Source organism: Acidovorax sp. 59 (assembly GCF_002754175.1).
GTDB classification, from domain to species: domain Bacteria; phylum Pseudomonadota; class Gammaproteobacteria; order Burkholderiales; family Burkholderiaceae_C; genus Acidovorax; species Acidovorax delafieldii.
The window spans coordinates 1,240,376-1,263,440 of record NZ_PEET01000001.1; the positions used below are offsets into that span (position 1 = coordinate 1,240,376).

At 66.3% G+C, this 23,065-nt stretch carries 20 protein-coding genes and 1 pseudogene; 14 read left to right on the top strand and 7 right to left on the bottom strand.

What is annotated here, in order from left to right; all coding sequences use genetic code 11:
• From CLU87_RS05620 to maiA, 6 genes and pseudogenes are all read left to right on the top strand, one after another.
• Window positions 1–324, top strand: coding sequence for a non-heme iron oxygenase ferredoxin subunit (locus tag CLU87_RS05620; RefSeq protein WP_099729809.1), 324 nt, complete (start codon window positions 1–3; stop codon window positions 322–324).
• Window positions 325–343: 19 nt separating this feature from the next.
• The gene (locus CLU87_RS05625) at window positions 344–1,639 is read left to right on the top strand and encodes an NAD(P)/FAD-dependent oxidoreductase (RefSeq protein ID WP_099729810.1); all 1,296 of its coding nucleotides are present in this window, start codon (window positions 344–346) and stop codon (window positions 1,637–1,639) included.
• A gap of 89 nt (window positions 1,640–1,728) precedes the next feature.
• The gene (locus CLU87_RS05630; RefSeq protein ID WP_099729811.1) at window positions 1,729–2,445 is read left to right on the top strand and encodes a fumarylacetoacetate hydrolase family protein; all 717 of its coding nucleotides are present in this window, start codon (window positions 1,729–1,731) and stop codon (window positions 2,443–2,445) included.
• A gap of 31 nt (window positions 2,446–2,476) precedes the next feature.
• Window positions 2,477–3,601, top strand: a complete 1,125-nt coding sequence (locus CLU87_RS05635; protein ID WP_099729812.1) for a cupin domain-containing protein — start codon at window positions 2,477–2,479, stop codon at window positions 3,599–3,601.
• A gap of 219 nt (window positions 3,602–3,820) precedes the next feature.
• Window positions 3,821–4,657: pseudogene (locus CLU87_RS05640) on the top strand (Bug family tripartite tricarboxylate transporter substrate binding protein).
• Window positions 4,658–4,695: 38 nt separating this feature from the next.
• Window positions 4,696–5,334 (top strand): maleylacetoacetate isomerase, encoded by a 639-nt coding sequence (maiA, locus tag CLU87_RS05645; protein ID WP_099729813.1) that lies wholly within the window; start codon window positions 4,696–4,698, stop codon window positions 5,332–5,334.
• 178 nt (window positions 5,335–5,512) lie between these two features.
• On the opposite strand, the gene CLU87_RS05650 is transcribed toward maiA, so the two are convergent.
• The gene (locus CLU87_RS05650; protein WP_099729814.1) at window positions 5,513–6,499 is read right to left on the bottom strand and encodes a 2Fe-2S iron-sulfur cluster-binding protein; all 987 of its coding nucleotides are present in this window, start codon (window positions 6,497–6,499) and stop codon (window positions 5,513–5,515) included.
• A 111-nt stretch (window positions 6,500–6,610) separates the two neighbouring features.
• Here CLU87_RS05650 and CLU87_RS05655 point away from each other — a divergent pair, with 111 nt between their 5' ends.
• Window positions 6,611–7,540 (top strand): LysR family transcriptional regulator, encoded by a 930-nt coding sequence (locus tag CLU87_RS05655; protein ID WP_099729815.1) that lies wholly within the window; start codon window positions 6,611–6,613, stop codon window positions 7,538–7,540.
• A 185-nt stretch (window positions 7,541–7,725) separates the two neighbouring features.
• On the opposite strand, the gene CLU87_RS05660 is transcribed toward CLU87_RS05655, so the two are convergent.
• Window positions 7,726–8,547, bottom strand: a complete 822-nt coding sequence (locus tag CLU87_RS05660) for a pyruvate, water dikinase regulatory protein (RefSeq protein ID WP_099729816.1) — start codon at window positions 8,545–8,547, stop codon at window positions 7,726–7,728.
• Window positions 8,548–8,811: 264 nt separating this feature from the next.
• Here CLU87_RS05660 and ppsA point away from each other — a divergent pair, with 264 nt between their 5' ends.
• The 4 genes from ppsA to CLU87_RS05680 all read left to right on the top strand — a co-directional run bounded on the left by ppsA (window position 8,812) and on the right by CLU87_RS05680 (window position 14,352).
• Window positions 8,812–11,202: a phosphoenolpyruvate synthase gene (ppsA, locus tag CLU87_RS05665; RefSeq protein ID WP_099729817.1), complete on the top strand. Its 2,391-nt coding sequence runs from the start codon at window positions 8,812–8,814 to the stop codon at window positions 11,200–11,202.
• A 67-nt stretch (window positions 11,203–11,269) separates the two neighbouring features.
• Complete coding sequence (locus CLU87_RS05670; protein WP_056061890.1) at window positions 11,270–11,614, top strand: DUF4212 domain-containing protein; 345 nt, start codon at window positions 11,270–11,272, stop codon at window positions 11,612–11,614.
• On the top strand, window positions 11,607–13,703 hold the full coding sequence (locus CLU87_RS05675) for a VC_2705 family sodium/solute symporter (protein ID WP_099729818.1): 2,097 nt from the start codon (window positions 11,607–11,609) through the stop codon (window positions 13,701–13,703). The genes CLU87_RS05670 and CLU87_RS05675 overlap by 8 nt, the downstream gene beginning before the upstream one ends.
• Before the next feature lie 124 nt (window positions 13,704–13,827).
• Window positions 13,828–14,352 carry a hypothetical protein gene (locus CLU87_RS05680; RefSeq protein ID WP_099729819.1) on the top strand — a complete coding sequence of 175 codons (525 nt, stop codon included), beginning with the start codon at window positions 13,828–13,830 and terminating at the stop codon, window positions 14,350–14,352.
• Window positions 14,353–14,496: 144 nt separating this feature from the next.
• Here CLU87_RS05680 and CLU87_RS05685 read toward each other — a convergent pair whose 3' ends face one another.
• The 3 genes from CLU87_RS05685 to CLU87_RS05695 form a co-directional block, all read right to left on the bottom strand.
• A complete protein-coding gene (locus tag CLU87_RS05685) occupies window positions 14,497–14,856 on the bottom strand; it encodes an FKBP-type peptidyl-prolyl cis-trans isomerase (protein WP_056061897.1) in 360 nt (119 codons plus the stop codon).
• Window positions 14,857–15,011: 155 nt separating this feature from the next.
• Window positions 15,012–15,320, bottom strand: coding sequence for a helix-turn-helix domain-containing protein (locus tag CLU87_RS05690; protein WP_015013381.1), 309 nt, complete (start codon window positions 15,318–15,320; stop codon window positions 15,012–15,014).
• A gap of 205 nt (window positions 15,321–15,525) precedes the next feature.
• On the bottom strand, window positions 15,526–16,428 hold the full coding sequence (locus CLU87_RS05695) for a LysR family transcriptional regulator (protein ID WP_099729820.1): 903 nt from the start codon (window positions 16,426–16,428) through the stop codon (window positions 15,526–15,528).
• Between the two features lie 117 nt (window positions 16,429–16,545).
• Between CLU87_RS05695 and CLU87_RS05700 the strand changes: the two genes are divergently transcribed.
• From CLU87_RS05700 to CLU87_RS05710, 3 genes are all read left to right on the top strand, one after another.
• Window positions 16,546–17,523: a hydroxymethylglutaryl-CoA lyase gene (locus CLU87_RS05700; RefSeq protein WP_199170800.1), complete on the top strand. Its 978-nt coding sequence runs from the start codon at window positions 16,546–16,548 to the stop codon at window positions 17,521–17,523.
• A gap of 23 nt (window positions 17,524–17,546) precedes the next feature.
• Window positions 17,547–18,761 carry a CaiB/BaiF CoA-transferase family protein gene (locus CLU87_RS05705; protein WP_056743319.1) on the top strand — a complete coding sequence of 405 codons (1,215 nt, stop codon included), beginning with the start codon at window positions 17,547–17,549 and terminating at the stop codon, window positions 18,759–18,761.
• Window positions 18,762–18,866: 105 nt separating this feature from the next.
• Window positions 18,867–19,877 carry a tripartite tricarboxylate transporter substrate binding protein gene (locus CLU87_RS05710; RefSeq protein ID WP_099732056.1) on the top strand — a complete coding sequence of 337 codons (1,011 nt, stop codon included), beginning with the start codon at window positions 18,867–18,869 and terminating at the stop codon, window positions 19,875–19,877.
• A gap of 202 nt (window positions 19,878–20,079) precedes the next feature.
• Here CLU87_RS05710 and CLU87_RS05715 read toward each other — a convergent pair whose 3' ends face one another.
• Together CLU87_RS05715 and CLU87_RS05720 are read right to left on the bottom strand one after the other, a co-directional pair.
• Complete coding sequence (locus CLU87_RS05715; protein ID WP_099729821.1) at window positions 20,080–21,654, bottom strand: methyl-accepting chemotaxis protein; 1,575 nt, start codon at window positions 21,652–21,654, stop codon at window positions 20,080–20,082.
• A gap of 77 nt (window positions 21,655–21,731) precedes the next feature.
• Window positions 21,732–22,760, bottom strand: coding sequence for a tripartite tricarboxylate transporter substrate binding protein (locus CLU87_RS05720; protein ID WP_099729822.1), 1,029 nt, complete (start codon window positions 22,758–22,760; stop codon window positions 21,732–21,734).
• Window positions 22,761–23,065 lie beyond the last annotated feature (305 nt).

The window sequence follows — 23,065 nt, forward strand, 5'->3', positions numbered from 1 at the left end:
ATGACGACGATGACGACGAACTGGATTGACGCCGCCGCGCAGGATGATGTGCCGCAGGATGACGTGATCGGCCTGGCCGTGGCCGGGCGCGACATTGCGCTGTATGGCGTGGGCGGCGAGGTGTTTGCCACCGACAACATCTGCACCCACGGCCATGCGCGCCTGTGCGATGGGTTTCTGGAGGGGCCCGAGATCGAATGCCCTTTGCACCAAGGCAAGTTTGATGTGCGATCAGGCCAGCCCACCTGTGCGCCAGTGACCGAGCCGCTGCGCAGCTACCCCGTGAAGATCGAGGGCGGCCGCGTGTGGCTGGCCCTGGACTGAACCTCTCAAGGAGACCCTCATGACTGCCGAACGACCTGAGGTCGAGGCCGCCGCATTGCCGCATGAAGGCGTAAACGCCCACCCGGCCCACACCATCGTGATCGTCGGTGCGGGCCAGGCGGGCGGCTGGGCGGCGCAAACGCTGCGCAGCGAAGGCTTTGCGGACCGTGTGGTGCTGATCGGTGACGAAGCCCACCCGCCGCACGAACGGCCACCGCTGTCAAAGGCGGTGCTATCGGGCGCAGCCGCGCCGGAGAGCACGCGCCTCATGAAGCCCGAGGCCTTTGACGCCCTGGCGGTGCAATGGCGGCCCGGCGTGCAGGTGCACCGCATTGACCGCGCTGCCAAGCAGGTGCTGTTGTCGGATGGCACAGCGCAGCCCTACGACAAGCTCATCCTGTGCACCGGCGGGCGCGCCCGGAGGCTTGCCGTGCCGGGGGCAGACCAGGTGCCGCTGCACACGCTGCGCACCATTGAAGATGCGCAGGCGCTGGCCCCGGCCCTTCGGCCTGGCCGCAGCGTGGTGGTGGTGGGCGGTGGCTGGATCGGCCTGGAGGTGGCGGCCACCGCACGCCAGCAGGGCGCGGACGTGGTGGTGGTGGAGACGCAAAGCCGCTTGTGTGAACGCACCGTGCCCGCTGAGGTGTCGGCGTATCTGCTGGCGCTGCACCGCGCCCAGGGCGTGCGCGTACTGCTGGGCGCGGGGGTGCGGGGCTTTGCCCGCGCTGCAGAGGGTGCGGATGGCTCAGATGGCCGCTTGGAAGTCTTGCTGGCCGATGGCAGCGCGCTGGCGTGCGACACCATTGTGCTGGGCGTTGGCCTGGTGCCCAACGATGAACTGGCGCGTGCGGCGGGTCTGGCTTGCGAAGGTGGCGTGCTGGTCGATGCCCAATGCCGCACGTCCGACCCCCACATCCTGGCCGCAGGCGATGTGGCCGTGGCACCCAACCCCTGGGCGGGCCGCAGCCTGCGGCTGGAGTCGTGGCAGAACGCGCAGGAGCAGGGTATGGCTGCTGCGCGATCCGCCCTGGGCCAGGCAGTGGACTACCAGCCGCTGCCATGGTTCTGGTCTGACCAGTACGGCATGAACCTGCAGATCTACGGCATGCCCACGCCTGCGCACCGCGTGGTGCAGCGCGGCGACCCGGCCAGCGGCAGCTTTGTGTTGTTTTACCTGGCGGGCGATGTGGTGCAGGCCGCCGTAGGGGCCAACGCAGCGCGCGACCTGCGCTTTGCCCGCAGGCTGATCGAGCAGCGCAAGCCGGTGGATGCCGAGCGGCTGGCCGACCTGAACACGCCGATGGCAAAGCTGTGAACCCACATGGATGCCGAGCAGCACAGAAGCCCGCACCCGCACCCAAGCCCACCAGAACCGAACACGACAACCCGCTAAGGAAACCACCGATGACCGCAACCACGTCAACCACTTACCTCTGGACCCCGCCCCCCGTCTATTCGCTGCCTGTGAGTGGCCGCAGCGAGCGCCTGCCCATCCACCGGCTGTTCTTTGTGGGCCGCAACTACCACGCGCATGCAGTCGAGATGGGGCGCCCGGTGGACAAGGCGGTGGAAGTGCCGTTCTATTTCACCAAGGCAGCGTCCACGCTGGTCGAGTCTGGCGCGACCGTGGCCTACCCACCCGGCACGCAGAACTACCACCACGAAATGGAGCTGGTGCTGGCCATTGGTGCGCCCGGTTTTCGGGTGAGCGAGGCCGATGCGCCTGGCCTCATCTACGGCTATGCCTGCGGCCTGGACATGACGCGCCGCGACCTGCAACTGGTGGCGCGCGACAAGGGCCGGCCTTGGGACCTGGGCAAGGATGTGGAGCAGTCTTCCGTGGTCTCCGAGATCGTGCCCATGCCGCAGGTGGTGCTGGGCCAGGGCGACCTGGAGCTGTCGGTCAACGGCGCTGTGCGCCAGAAGTCCGACCTGTCCAAGCTGATCTGGAACATCCCCGAGCTGATTGCCGACCTGTCCAAGTTCTACCACCTGCAGCCGGGTGACCTGATCTTCACCGGCACGCCCGAGGGCGTAGGCCCCGTGCTGGCAGGCGACCGCATTGAAGGCCACATTGAAGGCGTGGGCAGCATCGTGCTCCACGTTGGCCCGGCGGAATAAGAAAAAGCCACATCCAGGAGACAACCCCACCATGACCACCGACCTCACGCCTTCCCCCGTGCGGCTGCACGCCGTTGCGGGCAAAGGCCAGCCCGAACCGACGCCCGAACTGGAGCAGCTGTACCGGGGCTTTGAGCAAGAGCTGCTGGTGCCGCTATGGACGCAGATTGGCGACCTGATGCCCCGCCAGCCGCAATCCAAGGCGGTGCCGCACTTGTGGCGCTGGGACCGCTTGAAGGCCCTGGCCGCACAGGCGGGCGCCATCGTGCCCGTGGGCCGTGGGGGGGAGCGCCGCGCGATTGCGCTGGCCAACCCGGCGCTGGGTGGGCGCCCCTTTGCCACGCCCACGCTGTGGGCCGCCATCCAGTACCTGATGCCCGGCGAAGACGCCCCCGAGCACCGGCACACGCAGCACGCGTTCCGCTTTGTGGTGGAAGGCGAGGGCGTGTGGACCGTGGTCAATGGCGATGCTGTGCGCATGTCGCGCGGCGACTTTCTGCCGCAGGCGGGCTGGAACTGGCATGCCCACCACAACGCTGCCACCGAGCCCATGGCCTGGATCGACGGCCTGGACATTCCGTTCTCGTACTACACCGAGAGCCAGTTCTTCGAAGTGGGGCGCGAGAAGCTCCCGCCCGCCGAGCGCTCCACCGCCGAGCGTTCTTATTCCGAAAGGCTGTGGGGCCACCCGGGCCTGCGCCCGGTATCGATGGTGCAGGCGCAGCCCGCCACGCCCCTGCTGGCCTACCGCTGGGTGGACACCGACCGTGCACTGGCCGATCAGCTCGCGCTGGAAGACGAAGGCCAGGCGGGCACGCTGAGCCCGGGGCACGCGGCGGTGCGCTTTACCAACCCCACCACCGGCGCCGATGTGTTGCCCACGATGCGGACCGAAATGCACCGTGTGCGTGCGGGCGGCGCAACGCGGGTTCAGCGTGAGGTGGGCTCGTCCGTGTTCCAGGTGTTTGACGGCAGCGGCACCGTCACCGTGGGTGAGCGCACCTGGCAGGTGGCGCGGGGCGACTTGTTTGTGGTGCCGTCGTGGCAACCGTTCTCGGCCCAGGCATCTGCTGCTGGCGCACTCGACCTGTTCCGCTTCAGCGACGCGCCGATTTTTGAGGCGCTGCACAGCCACCGTGTGCACGTCACTGTTTGATCCATCACTCACCAAGCCGGATTCGGCTTTCATAAAACCAAGGAGACACCCCCCATGCTGACCGCCATTCGTTCACAGATTTTTAGACCTGCCCTGGCGCTTTGCGCGCTGGCCCTTGTGGCCGCCGCGAGCGTGCCCGACGCCGTGGCGCAGACCTTCCCCGCCAAACCCGTTCGCTCCGTCGCGCCGTATTCGCCCGGCAGCGGCCCCGATGCGGTGATGCGCATCCTCAGCGAGCGCCTGTCGCGCAACTGGGGGCAGCAACTTGTCATCGACAACAAACCAGGGGCCAACGGCTTCATCGCCATCGGCGATGCCAAGCGCGCTGCGCCAGACGGCTACACGCTGCTGCAGGTGGACAACACCCACATGGCTTTGCAGCCGCATGTGTTCAAGCAGCTGCCCTACGACCCAGTCAAAGACTTTGAGCCCGTCGCTCCGGTCTATTTCACGAACTTCTTTGTGGTGGTGGCGGCCAACTCGCCCTGGAAGGATGTGGGCGATCTGATCAAGGCGGCCAAGGCGGCGCCAGGCGACATCACCTACGGCTCCTGGGGCATCGGCAGCGTGGCCCATGTGGGCGCGGCGAGTCTGGAGGCAGCAACGGGCACGAAGATGATGCATGTGCCGTACAAGGACATGGGCAGCGTCTACACCTCTGTGGCCACGGGCGACATCAAGTGGGCGTTTGGCACGGCGGCGACGGCCGGGCCGATGTTCCAGGCCAAAAAGGTGAAGTTTCTGGCCCTGGCGGCGCCCTAGCGTCTGGCGGGCTTCACCGACATTCCGACCATGGGCGAAGCGGGCGGCCCGGCCGGGTTTGAAGTGAAGACCTGGGTGGGCCTGTTCGCGCCTGCTGGCACGCCGAAGGCCGCCATCGAGAAGATCAATGCCGACGTGGGCAAGGTGCTGGCCACCTCGGAGGTCAAGGAGCGCCTGGCGACCTTCGGGTTTGAGCCCTACATTGGCCCGCCCGCTGAACTCACCAAGGCCATCGAACGCGATTCGCGCACGTTTGGTGAAGTCGTCAAGCGCGCCAAGATTGCCCTGGACTGACACAGGGACTGAAGCAGAGACTGACACAGAGACTCACCATGAAGCTTTATTCGTTTTTCCGCAGCGGAACTTCCCACCGCTTGCGCATTGCGCTCAACCTCAAGGGGCTGGCCTACGAGCAGGTGGCGGTCGATTTGCGGCGCGAGGAGCACTTGGGCGATGCCTTCGAGGCCATCAACCCGCAGCAGTTCGTGCCCGTGCTGGAGGCCGACGAGCGCCTGATGATCCAGTCGCCCGCCATCATCGAGTGGCTTGAAGAGCGCTATCCCACCCCACCGCTGCTGCCCGGCGATGCCGGCGACCGCGCCCAGGTGCGCGCTCTGGCTGCCATCGTGGGCTGCGACATCCATCCCATCAACAACCGCCGCATTCTGGAGGCGCTGCGCCATCGCTTTGGTGCCGACGAGACGGCGGTGAACGACTGGTGCGGCACCTGGATCAGCGCGGGCTTTGACGCCATCGAGGCGCTGCTGTCGAAGGACCCGCAGCGCGGTGATTTCTGCTTTGGCAGCACCCCCACGCTGGCCGATGTGTACCTGGTTCCGCAGGTGGAGAGCGCGCGCCGCTTCAAGGTGGACTTGTCGCGCTGGCCGCTGGTGCAGGCGGTGGACACAGCCTGCGCGCAGCTGGAAGCGTTCCGCAAGGCGGCGCCCAGCGCGCAGCCGGATGCGGGCTGAGCTTGTCGAAGCCCCTCGCGGCGCTTCGACCGCACTGAGTGAGCGGTTCAAGTGGATTCAGACGACTCCAAGAACCTCATTCCGTTTCCAGATCATTCGTGTCTAGGCGCGAAGCCGCAGACAGTGCTGTAGCACGGCAAGGCGAAGCAACAACGACACGGATGATTTGGAGACGGAATCAGTCGCCCTGCAGGTAAAAAGCCTCGGCATGGAGGTGGGCTGCCTCCAGGCCTTTGCCCAGCGCCAACAGTGTGGTGGTCTCCACCATCGGCGGCGATCCGCACAGATACGCCTGCCAGCCTTGCAGGCTGGCGTGGTCCTGCTCGATGGCCTGGGTCACCAGCCCGCGCCGCTGCGTGGCAGAGTCGGCGCCCGAGGCCACCACCACATGCACCTGCAGCGCCGGGTGCACGCTGCGCAAATGGTCCAGCCATGCCAGGCCATACAGCTCGCGCGGCGAGCGCAGGCCGAAGTACAGGTGAATGGGGTTGCGCATGCCCGCAGCCACCGCGCCGCGCACCACCGACAGCACCGACGCCAGCCCGGTGCCCCCAGCCACGCACAGCATGGGCCCCGTGTGCTGTTGGCGCAGATACGCCGCACCCAGCGGCCCACTGACCTTGACCTTGTCCCCCACCTTGAGCTGCCCGGCGATGTAGCCGCTGACCCGGCCCTGGGGCATGAGTTGCACATGAAACTCCAGCAGCGGTTCGCCCGGCAGGTTTGCCATGGAGTAGGGGCGCACATGCGTCGGCGTGAACCCCAACTGCACGTACTGGCCTGGCGAAAACGCAATCGGTTTTGCCACCTTGAGCAGCAGGCGCCGGATGTCTGCCGCCAGTGGCTCGATGGCCATCACGGTGGCCTTGGCCACGCGGGCGCGGTGCACCACGGCCTCTTCGGGGGCGGGCACTTCGATGGTGCAGGGCTCGGTCACATAGGTCTGGCAGGCCAGCACGGCGCCGTCCACGCCGTCCAGCGGGCGCTGCTGCTCGCGCCCGCCATCGAGCACCTCACCAGACAGCACCCGGCAGCGGCAGATTCCGCAGCGGCCCGACAGGCATGAATACGACATCGGAACCTGCGCTGCGCGCAGGGCGTCGAGCAGGTTCACGCCGGGCTCGGCGCGGATCACGCGGTTAAGCGGCTGAACGAGGATGTCCATGGCGGGCTGCGTTCAAGGTCATGCGGGCGATTGTGCCCAGAATCGCGCCTGCAAATCACTGGCTGCAATACCATCGCCACTTCATATCACCCGAGCTGATGGAGTGTGGCGATGGAGCTATCGGATATCGACCTGAACCTGCTGGTGCTGTTTCAGCAACTCATGGTCGAACGGCGCGTTTCCAAGGTGGCCGACAACCTGGGGCTGACGCAGCCTGCCGTCAGCAACGCGCTGGCCAAGCTGCGGCGCATTTTTGGCGACGAGCTTTTCTTGCGCACCTCGGGCGGCATGGTGCCCACGCCGTTTGCAGAGCAACTGGGCGAATCCGTGGGCTATGCGCTGGGCATGATCCACAGCGGGCTGAACCAGCGCACGCAGTTCACGCCCGCAACGCTCAAGCGCACCATCACCATCGGCATGACGGACATTGGCGAGATCGTCTTCCTGCCCGCGCTGCTGGAGCGCCTGGGACGGGAGGCACCGGGCGTCACGCTGAACACCGTGCGCAACAACGCCGCCCATCTGCGCGAAGACATGGAGGCTGGCAAGGTGGACCTGGCCATCGGCTTACTGCCGCAGTTGAAAGCAGGGTTCTTCCAACGGCGCTTGTTCCGCCAGCGTTATGTGTGTCTGTTCCGAAAGGGCCACGCGCTGGACCGGCCCAGGCTGCTGCTGTCGGACTACAAGGCGGCAGAGCATCTGGTGATCGTGTCGGCGGGCACGGGGCACGGCAAGGTGGATGAATTGATCCAGAAGGCCGGCATCGACCGCCTGGTGCGGCTGAGCGTGCCGCACTTTGTGAGCGTGGGCCACATCCTCCAAAGCACGGCGCTGGTGGCGACGGTGCCCGAGCGGCTGGCGCTCAAGCTGGTCGAACCCTTTGGCCTGGTACTGCGCACGCACCCCGTCAAACTGCCTGACGCGCCCATCAGCGTGTTCTGGCACGCCAAGGTGCACCGCGAACCCGTCAATCAGTGGCTGCGCGGGATGGTGTTTGAGCTGTTTGGGGGCGACGGTACCGTTGGCGGTGGGTTACCGTGATCTGTGGGGCGAGCCAGCGGCGCACGCCAGGTTGCGCCGTTCGTTCTCTTAGAGGTTGCTATGTTATCTGTAGCTTGCTTTTCTTGTAAGTAAGGCGGTAGGCCCGGTTTTTATTCAACATTCTGATCGCCCCTCCGAGGGGTTGGTGGTTATCGGTTGGTGGCAGCGTTGTCACCCAACGCTGTTCAATACACCAGCCGCTCCGGCCTCACCTCCTGCAGGATGGTCGTCGCAATCTCTTCAATCGATTTGGTGGTGGTGGACAGCCACCGGATGCCCGCGCGGCGCATCATGGCTTCGGCCTCGGCCACTTCGGCGCGGCAGTTTTCGATGCTGGCGTATTTGGAGTTGGGGCGACGCTCGGCGCGGATCTCGGCCAGGCGGTCGGGGCTGATGGTCAGGCCAAAGATCTTGCTGCGAAACGGCACCAGGGCCGGGGGCAGCTGGCGGCGCTCGAAATCCTCGGGGATCAGGGGGTAGTTGGCGGCTTTCAGGCCACATTGCATGGCCAGATACAGGCTGGTAGGGGTTTTACCGCTGCGGCTCACGCCCACCAGGATCACATCGGCCCCCGCCAGGTCGCGGTTGCTTTGGCCGTCGTCATGGGCCAGGCTGAAGTTGATGGCTTCAATGCGGTCCGTGTACTCCTTGCTGCGGCTCACGTCGCTGAAGCGCCCCACGCGGTGGTGCGACTTGATGCCCAGCTCTTCCTCCAGCGGGTGCACAAAGGTGCCAAACATGTCCAGCAGCATGCCCTTGCAGCCCTCCTGGATGACCTTGAGCACGTCCATGTTGACCAGCGTGGTGAAGACGATGGGCTTTTTGCCCTCGACCTCGCCGGTGTGGTTGATCTGCCGCACGGCCTGGTGGGCCTTGTCCACGGTGTCGATGAAGGGCAGGCGCACATGGCGCGGCTTCATCTCGAATTGGGCCAGGATGGCGTTGCCGAAGGTTTCGGCGGTGATACCGGTGCCGTCAGAGACAAAAAATACGGTGCGCGAGTGCATGGAGCCCCTTTTTTTGGATGCGGCTTGCGCCAGCCGGGTTGCCACCACAAAGAAGTGGTGATTGCCCGATTTGCGTAAGTCGCGTGAAAGCGTCAGCCCGCTGCCAGATGCTCGGGCCTACAATTGTCACAATTATCCAATTCTCACCATGCACCGCGTCGGCCCACAACCACAACGACAAAGCCTCAGGCCGTGCATGGCCGCCTGCCAGGAGCCATCCAGGGCCCGGCACGCAGACCCGGTTTCAACTTCTGGAGCTTTCCCATGTCTGCACTTTTCAGCCCGACCGCCCTGGTCGTACCGTTTGAAAACCTGAGAATGACCGATGTCGAGGTAGTAGGCGGTAAAAACGCCAGCCTCGGCGAGATGATCTCCCAACTGCCGCAGGGCGTGCGTGTGCCCACGGGCTTTGCCACCACCGCCCACGCGTTCCGTGAGTTCCTGGCCTATGACGGCCTGGCCGACCGCATCAGCGCCAAGCTCAAGAGCCTGGACACCGAAGACGTGCGCGCCCTTGCACAAGTCGGTGCAGAAATTCGCGCGATGGTCGAGGCCCAGCCCTTCCCGGCCGACCTGCAAAAGGCCATTGCCGACGAATTTGCCAAGCTGAGTGCTGGCAACCCCGCAGCCTCTTTTGCCGTGCGTTCGTCCGCCACGGCCGAGGATCTGCCCGACGCATCGTTTGCCGGCCAGCAGGAAACCTTCCTGAACGTGGTGGGCATCGACGAAGTCATGCACAAGATGAAGGAAGTGTTCGCGTCGCTGTACAACGACCGCGCCATTTCCTACCGGGTGCACAAGGGCTTCGAGCACGATGTGGTGGCCCTGTCGGCCGGTGTGCAGCGCATGGTGCGCTCCGACCTGGGCGCTGCCGGCGTGATGTTCACCATCGACACCGAATCCGGCTTTGAAGACGTGGTTTTCATCACCAGCAGCTACGGCCTGGGCGAAACCGTGGTGCAGGGCGCCGTGAACCCCGACGAGTTCTACGTGCACAAGCCCATGCTCCAGGCAGGCAAGAAGGCGCTGATCCGCCGCAACCTGGGCAGCAAGCTGATCCAGATGGTGTTCTCCACGCCTGAGGAAAAGGCCGCCAGCGGCAAGCTCGTCAAGACCATTGATGTGCCCACCGAGCAGCGCAACCGCTACTCGCTGACCGACGCCGACGTGGAGCAACTGGCGCGCTACGCGCTCGTGATCGAGCAGCACTACGGGCGCCCCATGGACATCGAGTGGGGCAAGGACGGCACCGACGGCCAGCTCTACATCCTGCAGGCACGGCCTGAAACCGTGAAGAGCCAGGCCAAGGGCCAGGCCGAGCTGCGCTACAAGCTCAAGGGCCAGGGCACCGTGTTGGCCGAGGGCCGCGCCATCGGCCAGAAGATTGGCACCGGCCCCGTGCGCCTGGTGCACAACATCTCCGAGATGGACAAGGTCCAGCCCGGCGATGTGCTGGTCACCGACATGACCGACCCCAACTGGGAACCCGTGATGAAGCGCGCCAGCGCCATCGTCACCAACCGGGGAGGCCGCACGTGCCATGCCGCCATCATTGCGCGCGAGCTGGGCATTCCGGCCGTCGTGGGCTGTGGCGACGCGACCGAGCGTCTGAAGGATGGCACGCTGGTCACGGTGAGCTGCTCCGAGGGCGACACGGGCAAGATCTACGACGGCCTGCTCGAAACCGAAGTCACCGAAGTGCAGCGCGGCGCGATGCCCCCCATCAAGACCAAGATCATGATGAACGTGGGCAACCCCCAGCTGGCGTTTGATTTTGCCCAGCTGCCCAACGAAGGCGTTGGCCTGGCGCGGCTCGAGTTCATCATCAACAACAACATTGGTGTGCACCCCAAGGCGATCCTGGACTACCCCCAGATTGATGCCGACCTGAAGAAGGCCGTGGAATCCGTGGCCCGTGGCCATGCGTCGCCCCGCGCCTTCTACGTGGACAAGGTCGCTGAAGGCGTGGCCACCATCGCTGCCGCCTTCTGGCCCAAGCCCGTCATCGTGCGCCTGTCTGACTTCAAGTCCAACGAGTACCGCAAGCTCATCGGCGGCAGCCGCTACGAGCCCGAGGAAGAAAACCCGATGCTCGGCTTCCGTGGCGCCGCGCGCTACATCAGCGAAGACTTCGGCGAAGCCTTTGCGATGGAATGCGAAGCCTTGAAGCGCGTGCGCAACGACATGGGCCTGACCAACGTGCAGGTGATGGTGCCCTTTGTGCGCACGCTGGGCCAGGCCGAGCGCGTGACCAAGCTGCTGGCCAGCCATGGCCTGCAGCGTGGCAAGGACGACCTCAAGGTCATCATGATGTGCGAGGTGCCCAGCAACGCCATCCTGGCCGAGCGTTTCCTGGAGTTCTTCGACGGCTTCTCCATCGGCTCCAACGACCTGACCCAGCTCACCTTGGGCCTGGACCGCGACTCTGGCCTGGAGCTGCTGGCGCAGGACTTCGACGAGCGTGACCCGGCTGTCGAGGCACTGATTCATCAGGCGATCAAGGCCTGCCTGGCCCAGGGCAAGTACATCGGCATCTGCGGCCAGGGCCCCAGCGACCACCCTGACTTTGCGCAGTGGCTGGCCAAGGAAGGCATCTCGTCGATTTCGCTCAACCCCGACAGCGTGATTGCCACCTGGCAGCAACTGGCAGGCTGACGCACCGACCGGGCTGCCATGTGCCAACTGCACCACCCGCCATCGCGTCCGTGATGCCGCGCTAGTGATGCCGTTGCAGCAGCCCGCTACCCGCCCCGCCGACGCCGAGATGGCGGGGCCGTTTCCCCCCGACTTGCACGACGTGCGCCACCTGTGGCTCAAAGCAGGTTTGCTCCTGCTGTGGGCCCTGGTGTCTTTTGGGGCCACCTACTTCGCCCGCGACCTGCAGGTACTGGTGGTGGGGGGCTGGCCTCTGGGCTACTGGATTGCGGCGCAGGGCGCTGTGCTGGTGTTCATCGCCATCGTGGTCGCCTACGGCTGGGCCATGAACCACTTTGAGCGGCAGGACCAGCAGCAGCGCGAGGCGTTGGAGCTTTCCGCCCCTCCCGCAGAAGACCGCGCCCATGGCTGAGCGCAAGCCAGGCAGCGCCGAGGCGGACCGCGCCTATTTGTGGCGGCTGCACCGTATTCTGGCGCTGTACGTGGCGGGGGTGCTGGGCTTTCTGGCACTGATGACCTGGGCTGAACACCAGGGGCTGTCGCGCCACTGGATCGGCCCGATTTTTCTGTTTCTCACCGTCATGGTGTACGCCGGCATCGGCGTGTACGGCCGCACGACGGACCCTGAGGACTACTACGTGGCAGGGCGGCGCATTCCGCCCATGTACAACGGCATGGCGACGGCGGCCGACTGGATGAGTGCGGCCTCGTTCATCAGTCTGTCGGGCGCGCTGTACCTGCAGGGCTTTTCGGGCACGCCGGGGCAGGCCGGTGGCCTGGCTTATCTGCTGGGGTGGACGGGGGGCTTTTGCCTGGTGGCCATGCTCATCGCACCCCACCTGCGCGCCATGGGCCTGTACACCGTGCCCGACTTTTTTCACGTGCGTTTTGGCGGGCGCTGGCCGCGTGTCATTGCCGCACTGGCGGCCGTGTTGTGCTCGTTCACTTACGTGGTGGCGCAGATCTACGGCGTGGGGCTGATTGCGTCGCGCCTCACCGGCGTGCAGTTCGAGATCGGCATCATGCTGGGCCTGGGCGGGGTGTTGTTGTGCTCGTTCCTGGGCGGCATGCGGGCCATCACCTGGACGCAGGTGGCGCAGTATGTCGTGCTGCTGCTTGCGTTCATGATCCCGGTGTCGTGGCTTGCGTACAAGCAGCTGGGCAACCCGCTGGCGCCATTGGTATATGGCGCGCAGATCAGCAAGATTGCCGACCTGGAGGCACAGCTGCTCGACTCCCCGGGCGAACACCAGGTGGTGCAGGCTTACCTGCAGCGCGCCAAGGACTTCGAAGCGCGCCTGCAGGATGTGGATGCGGCCCTGGAGCGGGAACGCGAAAAGGGGCGTGAGCGCATTCGGGCCCTGCGTGCGCAGAACGCTGATGTGGGCCTGATCGTCTCCGCCAGCCGCGAGCTGGCGGCGCTGCCCCGCGATGCGGCAGCTGCCCGCGAGCGTTGGACCCGCGAAATGCGCGAGAACTACGAGCGCGCGCGTCCTTTGGGTGGGCTGCCGCCCCACAGCCAGGCCTATGCCGGAGACCCCCACGGCACCCCCGAGGAGCAACGCGACTACGAGCTCACGCGCCGTAATTTTCTGGCGCTGATGTTCTGCCTGATGGTGGGCACCGCCGGGCTGCCCCACCTGCTGACCCGCTACTACACATCGCCCACGGTGTCTGCGGCCCGTGCGTCGGTGGGCTGGTCGCTGTTTTTCATTGCGCTGCTGTACCTCAGTGCGCCCGCCCTGGCTGTGCTGGTGAAGTTCGAGGTCATGCAGAACCTGGTGGGCAGCAGTTTTGAGGCCCTGCCCACCTGGATGGCCCAATGGGCGCGGGTGGACGGCTCGCTGCTGTCGGTGGAAGACGTGAACGGCGATGGCCTGATCCAGTTTGGCGAGATCCGGCTGGGGGCTGACCTCATCATGCTGGCCACGCCCGAACTGGGTGGGCTGCCGTACGTGGTGTCGGGCCTGGTGGCGGCAGGGGGCCTGGCAGCGGCGCTGTCCACGGCCGACGGCTTGCTGCTCACCATCAGCAATGCGCTCGTGCGCGACCTGTATTTCCAGGACACGCGCCGCCAGGCGTCGCCCGAGCAGCGGGTGATCCTGACCAAGTTCACGCTGCTGGCCGTGGCCTTGTCGGCTGCGTTTGTGGCGGCGCTCAAGCCGTCTGAAATCCTGCCCATGGTGTCGGCGTCTTTCTCGCTGGCGGCGTCGGCGTTTGTGCCGGTGATGGTGCTGGGAATCTTCTGGCGGGGCACCACGCGGCAAGGCGCGGTGGCGGGCATGCTGGGCGGGCTGGCCATCACGGTGTACTACATGCTGTCGCATGTGCCCGCCATGCAGGCGCTGCCGCGCTGGCTGCTGGCCGATGGGTTGTGGTTCGGCATCCAGCCCATTTCGGCCGGGGTGTTTGGTGTGCCCTGTGGCCTGCTCGTTACCTTGGTGGTCAGCTGGATCACCCGGCCTGCACCGCCGCTGCCGCGCATTCGCTCGGAGATGTGAGGGGTTGGCGCCGCGTGGGGGTTATGTGTAAACCCCGATTTGCAGAGGTGCCAAAACATGGGATTCTGGTTCGCAGGTGATAGCCTTGCGGCGTCCCCCGCGACTGCTCACTACTAGGAGACTCATGGTTCTCGTCAAAACCCCCGCAGGCCAGGAAGCACTCAAGGACCGTCACGGCAGCCTGAGCTCGCGCCAGCGTTCGGCCTTCATTCTTTTTGACGGCAAGCGCACCACGGGGGAGATTTTGGCGGCCACGGCGGCCATGGGCATCACTCAGGACGATGTGCAGGCCATGATCGCCCAGGGGCTGTTGGCGCCGGTGGGGGGGCAGATGGCTGCTGCAGTCGTGGGCTCCGTTGCTGCCAGTGCATCCCTCGCATCCGCCACGCTGGCAGAGGCTCCCGCCACCGATCTGGGCACGGTGGCGTCGCCCGTCGAAGGCTCGGGGCGTTCGCCCATGGAGCGCTACCAGGCGGCGTATCCCATTGCCACGGAGCTGACGGCGGCGCTGGGCTTGCGCGGGTTTCGCTTGAACCTCGCGGTGGAGGGCGCAGGCAGTTTTGAAGACCTGGCGGCACTGGCCCCCAAAATCCGGGAGGCGGTGGGTGATGCCAAGTTCGAGCGGCTGGACAAGGCGCTGTTTGATTGAGGCCCCGGGGTTCCGGACTGGTCTTGATGGATAGGAGCCTGACGGCTCCACCGCCAAAGCCCGTTTGCAAGATGCGCGGGCATGAAAAAAGCGGCCCGAGGGCCGCTTTTGTTTTGCCGATGTAGACCGGAAGGGGGGCTGAGATCAGCGGCCCACCTTGAGCAGTTCCACGTCGAACTTGAGCGTGGCGTTCGGGGGGATCACGCCGCCCGCACCGCGTGCGCCATAGCCCAAGGCGGCGGGGATGATCAGCGTGCGCTGGCCGCCGATCTTCATGCCCTGTACGCCTTCGTCCCAGCCCTTGATGACCATGCCGGCGCCCAGTGCAAATTCAAAAGGGTCGTTGCGGTCGCGGCTGGAGTCGAACTTGGCTCCTTGCTCACCGTTGTTGTACAGCCAGCCGGTGTAGTGCACCGACACGTTTTGGCCCTTGGTGGCTTCGGCGCCTTCGCCCACGGTGGTGTCTTCGTATTGCAGGCCGGATGCAGTGGTGGTCAGTGCCATGGGAGTTCCTTGTTTGCTATTAAAAATATAGCTTCAGGCGCATGTTTTGATTGCGCTTGAAGCTATTTTGACCCCTATTTTAACGAAAGCCCCGCGCGGAGGTCCGGCGGGGCTTTTCCCTGCGGGGCAGGGCGAGCAGGGGGAGGGAAGAGGGCTCAGGCCTTCTTGGCGCGGCCTGCGACCCAGCGGGTGGCAAAGGCCTGCACGTCCGACAGGCGCTTGAGCAGGTCAGCGCCCGAGGGGGTGACGGTGTAGCCGTCGCTGCCATGGTCCACAAAACCGGCTTCGCGCAGCTCTTTGATGCGGGTGTTGAGCGTGTTGGGGGTGATGCCACCCACGCTGTCCTGCAGCAGGCGGAACGTCTGGGGGTGGCCGTCCTTCAGGGCCCACAGCACGCGCAGCGCATAGCGGCATTCAAGTTTCTCGAAAAGCTGGTTGATGGAAGCATTTTCTTTGGAGCTCATGGACGCTTCTCCTCGCGCAAGTGTTGGATCTGGATTCAGTGCGGGTGGCCGTCAACCGGGCCCGCTGATGCGCTGAGACTATAGCGCGGAACCCATTTTGCTACAAGTTTAGTAGCTCAGAACGCACAGCACACATGCGCTAGTGGCGAAAAATACAATGTTGCGTATCAAACTGTTGCGACAGGGCCACGGTTTTCGGCCCCTGTCAGCTGCGCCCCAGCCCCGCCAGATGCGCGACCAGCAACTGGGCCGCGGGGGGTAGCCACTGTGCGCTGCGGTAGCAGATGGCAAAGCGTCGCTGGGCCCAGGGGTCGCTCAGCGGGACGATGCGCACCGGTGCCAGCTGGGCAAACGGCTGGGCCACTTCGCGCGGCACCACGCTGATGGCCAGGTTGGCGCGCACCACCCGCAGGGCGGCGTCAAAGTTGGACACCAGCACGCGGTGGGCCAGCATTTTTCCCTCCACCGCAGCGGCCCGCGCCAGCAGCACCTGCACTGCACTGAGCGCGGGCATGCTGACGAATTCGTGCTCCAGCACGTCGGCAAACCGCACGCTCTGCAGCTGGGCCACGGGGTGCGACTCGTGTGCCACTACAGCCAGGTGGTCGCTGCGGTAGGCGCTGGTTTCCAGGCCCGACAGGTCGGCTGCGTCCCAGCAGATGCCGATGGACGCGCTGCCGTCGCGCACGCCTTGCACCACGTCCGGGCTCACGCGTTCCTCCAGGCTGATCTGGATGTTGCGGTGTGCCGGGTCTTGCAGAAAGGCCGCCACATCGTCGGCCAGCGACTCGGCCATGACCGAGGCCGTGACCAGCATGCGCACATGGCCCCGCGTGCCGGTGGCGTAGGCCGCCATGTCGCGCTCGATCTGCCCTACGCTGGCCAGCATGGTGCGGGCATGCTCCAGCAGCGTCTCGCCCGCAGGGGTTGGCACCACGCCCCGGCGCTTGCGCAGCAGCAGCGGTGTGCCCACCGTGTCTTCCAGCTGCGCCAGCCGCTTGCTGATGGCCGAGCCCACGATGGACTCCTGCTCGGCCACACGCGCAATGCTGCGCTGCTCGCACACGGCGGCAAAGAGGCGCAGGGTCTGCAAGTCCAGGTCGCGCATGGCAAACCTCCAGGGTTGTAATGTTCCGTTTGGGAATGTTACGGCTTCCGAGATGTATTTTCTGATTCATTCGGGAATTTTTAGAATCTTGCCCAGACCCACCCGAAAGAGACATTCGTGCACACCTCCCCGATCCCTTCCGACCAGCAGCCCCCGGTGGTCCGCGCCATCGTCCGCGAAGTTGGCCTGCGCGACGGCCTGCAAAGCATCGCCACGGTGGTGTCCACCGCGCACAAGATCGAATGGATCAACGCTGCCTACGCCGCCGGCCAGCGCGAGATCGAGGTGGGCTCCTTTGTGCCCGCCCGGCTGCTGCCCCAGCTGGCCGACACGGCCGAGGTGCTGGCCCATGCCAAAACGTTGCCCGGCCTGGTGGCCTCCGTGCTGGTGCCCAACATCAAAGGCGCCGAGCGCGCGCTGGAGCAGGGTGCCGACCTGATGATCGTGCCCCTGTCTGCCAGCCACGCCCACAGCCTGGCCAACCTGCGCAAGACCCCCGACGAGGTGGTGGCCGAGGTCGCGCGCATCCGATCATTGCGCGACGCGAGCGGCGGCCGCACCTTGATCGAGGGCGGCGTGGGCACGGCCTTTGGCTGCACCCTGCAGGGCGAGGTGGCTGAGAGCGAAGTGCTGCGCCTGATGCAGGCGCTGCTGGATGCGGGCGCCGACCGCGTGAGCCTGGCCGACACCGTGGGCTATGCCGACCCGGCTGCGGTCGCCCGCCTGTTTGGCAAAGCGCGTGCGCTGGTGGGCGACCGCCTGGCCTGCGCGCACTTCCACGACACGCGCGGCATGGGCCTGGCCAACGTCTATGCCGCCTGGCAGGCAGGCATCACGCGCTTTGATGCCTGCCTGGCGGGCATCGGCGGCTGCCCGCACGCGCCGGGCGCCAGCGGCAATGTCACCACCGAAGACCTGGTGTTCATGCTGGAGCGCATGGGCATCGCCACCGGCATCGATGTGACCGCGCTGCTCGCGCTGCGCCAGCGCGTGGCCGGATGGCTGGCGGGCGAGACCCTGCATGGCACCCTCTGGCAGGCCGGGCTGCCGCAGAATGCCGCACCTGCAGCGCTGCGCGAAGCAGCGACGGCCTGAACCCCTTTCTGAACGCTCTGAACATGCACGACACATCCGCCCCTCTCTCGTCCCCCCGCCTGCCGCTGGAAGGCCTGCGCGTGGTGGAGTTCACCCACATGGTCATGGGCCCCACCTGCGGCATGGTGCTGGCCGACCTGGGGGCCGAGGTCATCAAGGTCGAGCCCGTGGACGGCGACCGCACGCGCCACCTGCTGGGCGCGGGCGCGGGCTTCTTCCCCATGTTCAACCGCAACAAGAAGAGCATTGCGCTCGACCTGCGCAGCCCCGAGGGCCTGGCGGTGGCGCGCAAGCTGGCCGCATCGGCCGACGTGGTGGCGCAGAACTTCAAGCCTGGTGTGATGACGAAATACGGCCTGGACTATGCCGCGCTGAGCCAGGTCAACCCGCGCCTCATCTACGTCAACCACACCGGCTTTTTGCCCGGCCCGTACGAGCACCGCACGGCGCTGGACGAAGTGGTGCAGATGATGGGCGGCCTGGCCTACATGACCGGACGCCCTGGCGACCCGCTGCGCGCAGGCAGCAGCGTGAACGACATCATGGGCGGCATGTTCGGCGCGATCGGTGCCATGGCGGCGCTGATGCAGCGCGGCATCACCGGGCGCGGGCAGGAGGTGGACTCGGCCCTGTTCGAGAACAACGTGTTCCTGGTCGGCCAGCACATGATGCAATACGCCGTCACCGGCAAACCGGCCGCGCCCATGCCCGACCGCATCTCGTCCTGGGCCGTGTACGACGTGTTCAGCGTGAAGGACGGCGGGCAGATCTTTTTGGCCGCTGTGAGCGATGCGCAGTGGCAGACCTTCTGCGACGCCATGGGCTATGCCGACCTGAAGGCCGACACCGGCCTGGCCACCAACAACGACCGCGTGCGCGCCCGCCCCACGCTGATGCCCGTGCTGCGCGAGCGGCTGGCGCAGCACACGGCCGATGAACTGGCCGCGATCTTCGAACGCCACGGCCTGCCGTTTGCACCCATCCGCCGGCCCGAAGAACTGTTTGACGACCCGCACCTGCAAGCCACGGGGGGCCTTGCCGACATCACGCTGCCCGATGGCGAACGTGCCGGGCAGACCGCGCAGATCACGCTGATGCCGCTGCGCATGGACGGCCAGCGGCTCGATGTGCGCTGCGACCCGCCGCGCCTGGGCCAGCACACGGCCGAGCTGCTGCAGGGCCTGGGCTACACGGCCGATGAAGTGACCGCGCTGCAGGCCACCGGGGCCATTGCCTGATTTTTCCTTGACGACCGGGGCAACCCACGCGGCGCAGACCGCAGGCCCCGGATTCCAACCCCACTACCGGAGACAACCGTGCCCCAGCCCACCCCTGCTTTTGACATGCACCGCATCGCGCCCGCCCGCCATGGCGTGCTCACGCGCCGCCAGGCGCTGGCCACCGGCGCGGCCGCGCTGGGCGCCGCCGCCTGGGGCCTGCCCCGCATGGCGCGTGCCCAGGGCGACGGCAAGCCGCTGCGCGTGATCCTGCCGCTGTCGGCGGGCTCAGGGGCCGACGGCGCCATCCGCGCCATCAGCACCAGCTTGGCCAAGGCGCTGGGCCAGCCCATCGTCATCGAGAACCTGCCGGGCGCGGGTGGTATCACCGGCACCACGCAAATCGTGCGCGCACCCAAGGACGGCTCGGTGATCGGCGTGGTGTCCAACAACCACGTGGTCAACCCCAGCGTGTACAAGAACATTCCGTTCGACTCGCTGGTCGACATCACCCCCATCACCATCCTCGGTGCCACGCCGTTTGTGCTGGTCGCGCACCCAGCGGTGCCCGCCAAGACGGTGCAGGAGCTGATCGCCCTGGCCAAGTCCAAACCCGGCGTGCTCAACTACGGCTCGTCGGGCAACGGCACCATCCTGCACCTGGGCGCGGCGATGTTCGTGGACCAGGCCAAGCTGGACATCAAGCACATCCCCTACCGGGGCATGGGCCCGCTGATGAACGACATCCTCGGCGGCCAGGTGCAGCTGGGCGTGGTGGCAGTGGCACCGGCGGCTGCGCACATCAAGGCAGGCGCATTGCGTGCCCTGGGCGTGACCACAGCCACCCGCGTGGCGGCACTGCCGGGCGTGCCCACCATTGCCGAGCAAGGCCTGCCGGGCTATGAGCTGGACGGGTGGATCGCCCCCGTGGCGCCTGCGGGCCTGCCCAAGGCCGAGCTGGCGCGGCTGTACAACGGCTTCAAGGCCGCCATGGAGATGCCCGAGGCCCGTGATGCGCTGATTGCGCAGGGCTACGAGATCAAGCTCACGCCGCCCGAGCCGGCCGCCGCCTTCTTCCGCAGCGAAGCAGCGCGCATGGCGCAGGTGGTGAAGAACGCGAACATGAAGATCGACTGACGCAGCGCAGAGGGCTGCCTGCAGCGTGTTTTCGCACAGCATCAGGCAGGTCTTGAGGGTTTTTGGGCGCTTGCGCTAGTGCAATATGCCTTAGTAGCTATTGTATTGATAGCATTACATGGCCGCCGTGGCCCTGCGCCCGCAGGGCTGTGGTGCCATCGCGGGGGCGGTGTGATGCGCAACTGCCTTGCGGCAACCCCCGTCAGGCGCGCGGCGCGGGGAGCGCGGGGTGGGCGTTGCGCAGGCGGAACACCTCCACGGCCTCCACCAGTTGCTGCGCTTGCCCGCTCAGGCTGCCTGCGGCAGCGGCGCTTTCTTCGACCAGGGCGGCGTTCTGCTGTGTCGCCTCGTCCATGCGCACGATGGCCTGCGTCACGCGCAGCATGTCGCTGGTCTGCGCGGCGCTGGCCTGGCTGATCTCTTCCATCAGCGCGCTCACACCCTGGATAGATGACACCACCTCGGCCATGGTGGTGCCTGCATTGCGCGCCAGGTCCGAGCCGGCCTGCACGCGCTCCACGCTGGTCTGGATGAGCTGCTTGATCTCGCGTGCGGCGCTGGCGCTGCGGGTGGCGAGGTTGCGCACCTCGCTGGCCACCACAGCAAAGCCCCGGCCCTGTTCACCGGCGCGCGCGGCCTCGACGGCGGCATTGAGCGCGAGGATGTTGGTCTGGAATGCTATGCCGTCGATGACGCCAATGATGTCGGCAATGCGGCGCGAGCTGTCCTGGATGCCCTGCACCACCTCCACCATCTGCGTGACCACGTCACCCCCCCGCTGCGCCACAGTGGCGCCGTTGCGCGCCAGCTCGTTCGCGCGCTGGGCGTTGGAGGCGTTTTGCTGCACCGTGGATTGCAGCTGCTGCATCGACGAGGTGGTTTCGTCCAGCGACGATGCCTGCTCTTCGGTGCGCATGCTCAGGTCGGCATTGCCCTGCGCGATTTCAGCACTGGCGCTGGCCACGCCCTCGGCATTGCTGCGCACGCCAGAGACCACGTTTTCCAGGTTGTCCTGCATGGCGCGCAACGCCTCCAGCAGGCGCGCGGGTTCATCCTTGCCCTCCACCTCGATGCGGGTGGTCAGGTCGCCCGCCGCCACCTGGTGCGCCACCGACACCGCCACTCCCAGGGGGCGCACCACCGAGCGGGTGAGCAGCCAGCCCGCGCAGCCGCCCAGCGCCGTGACCAGTGCAAGTGCCACCAGGCTGCTCAACAGTGCGCGCCGGGCGTCCTGCGCAGCCTCCTGGGCGATGGCCGCGCTGCTGGCGGCCACCTGCTGGCTCAGCTCGGTGAGCAGCTTGGCGGGGCCCTGGTCGATGTCGGCCACGTCCGCATCGCCCGCCGAGGGCACAAAGCCCAGCGACTGGAACACCTCAAAGCCCTTGCGGTAGCCCTGCGCCATCTGGGCGTGGGCCTGGGTGAACTTTTGCAGCGCCGCCTTTTCCTGCGCGTCGGTCAGCTGGGGCTCCAGCGCCTTGGCCGCATCGGCCACCCGTTTTTCACTGGCCTGGAAAGCGTTCCAGTGCAACTCGCGCTTGCGCGAGTCCTCGCCACGCAGCAGGGTGTTCTTCCACTCCAGCACTTGGGTCTTGAACTCGCTTTCCATGCGGCTCACGGCGCGCTCCTGTGCCACGCGCTGTTGCACCGTGGTGTCGTAGGTGCCGAGCGTTTGGTACAGAGCCGCAATGCCGAACAGCGCGGCCCCCAGCAGCAGGGCCAGCACCAGGCCCAGGGCCGTGGCCATGCGTGCGCCGATGGAGTAGTTGGACATTTTCATCAGAGGCTCCAAAGGTTCTGCAGCAGGCCGGTCGGCTGGTGCTCAGAGGCGCTTGCGGCGGGGGTGTTCAGACCTTCTCAGGCCTTCAGCTTGAGCAGGTACACCATCACGCGGGCGGTTGTGAGGTCCAGTTCCATGAACTCTGCCAAATCCTTGCCGGTGAGCCAAGAGGGTTCCCACCGGTTCTGCTTGAGCGTGCGCAGCCAGGATTCGTGGCGGGTGGCGGCCTCAACGGCGGCCAGCATCTCCGCCGTGCGTGCGGCGGACACGCCCTTGCCGGTGAACACACCGCGCCAGTTCGCCATCACGGCATCCAGCCCTTGTTCGCGGAACGACGGCAGGCCAAAGACGCTGCGGCGCGACGACACGCCCACGGCGCGCAGCTTACCGCTGGCAATGGCATCGTTGAACTCGCTGTAGCCCGACAGGCCCAGCGCCGCGTTGCCCGACAGCACGGCCTCGACCACCTCGGCACCGCCAGGGAAGGGTTTGTAGACCAGCCCCTCCGGGTTGGCCTTGGCGGCGCGGGCCAGCACGCCTGCGTAGATGTGGTCCACACCACCGGCCGAACCGCCGGCAATCGGCACTGCCTTGAGGTCGGCACGCAGCGCATCGGCGAGGTCCTTGGTGGTCTTGATGGGCGAGTTGGCGGCCACTGCGGCCACCAGATAGTCGCTGGTGAGCCGCGCCAGGGGCTGGATCTGTGTCATGTCCACTGCAGGCTTTTGCAGTGCCACGGCGCCCACCATCACCATGCCACCCATCAGCAGCGTGTTGGGGTCGTTGCTGTACTTTTCGGCGTATTTGGCCAGGCCGATGGTGCCGCCCTTGCCGCCGATGTTTTCGTATTCCACCTGGTCCGCAGCGCCGGCTGCGACCATGGCTGCTCCGAGGGCTCTGCCTGTCTGGTCCCAGCCGCCACCGGCGTTGGCAGGGATCACGATGCGCACGGTGCCCGCCAGCTTGGCAGGCTTGGCGGCTGCAGGGGCAGGACGGGCTGCTGTCGCAGCGCTCTGCGCCCAGGCGGAGGGGCTGAGCGCAGTCCAGGCCAGGGCGGTCGCAACGGATTGGGCAAGGGCACGGCGGCGGTCGATGGCTGCAGACATGGAAAGTCCTTTGACAAGAGGGAAGGCAGGAAGGGCGTCGGGAACCAGATCTCAGGCCGCTGCGGGAGCGCCCTGACTGGGTTGCTTGCGCGTTGCCACGCCGAAGCAACGCAGTCAGCCTGTGGCGGCATGCACAGGGAAGGGACCTGCGCACCACCTGGGCTGCGCGCAATGGTCGCCAGCCAAGCTGTCAGTCTGCTGTCGCTGGCATCAGGGTAAACGCGGGGTTTATGGCCCCGTGCAGAGCGGTGCGCCGATCAGCGCACCATGAAAAACGCCCTGCGCCGCAGGTGCGGGGCAGGGCG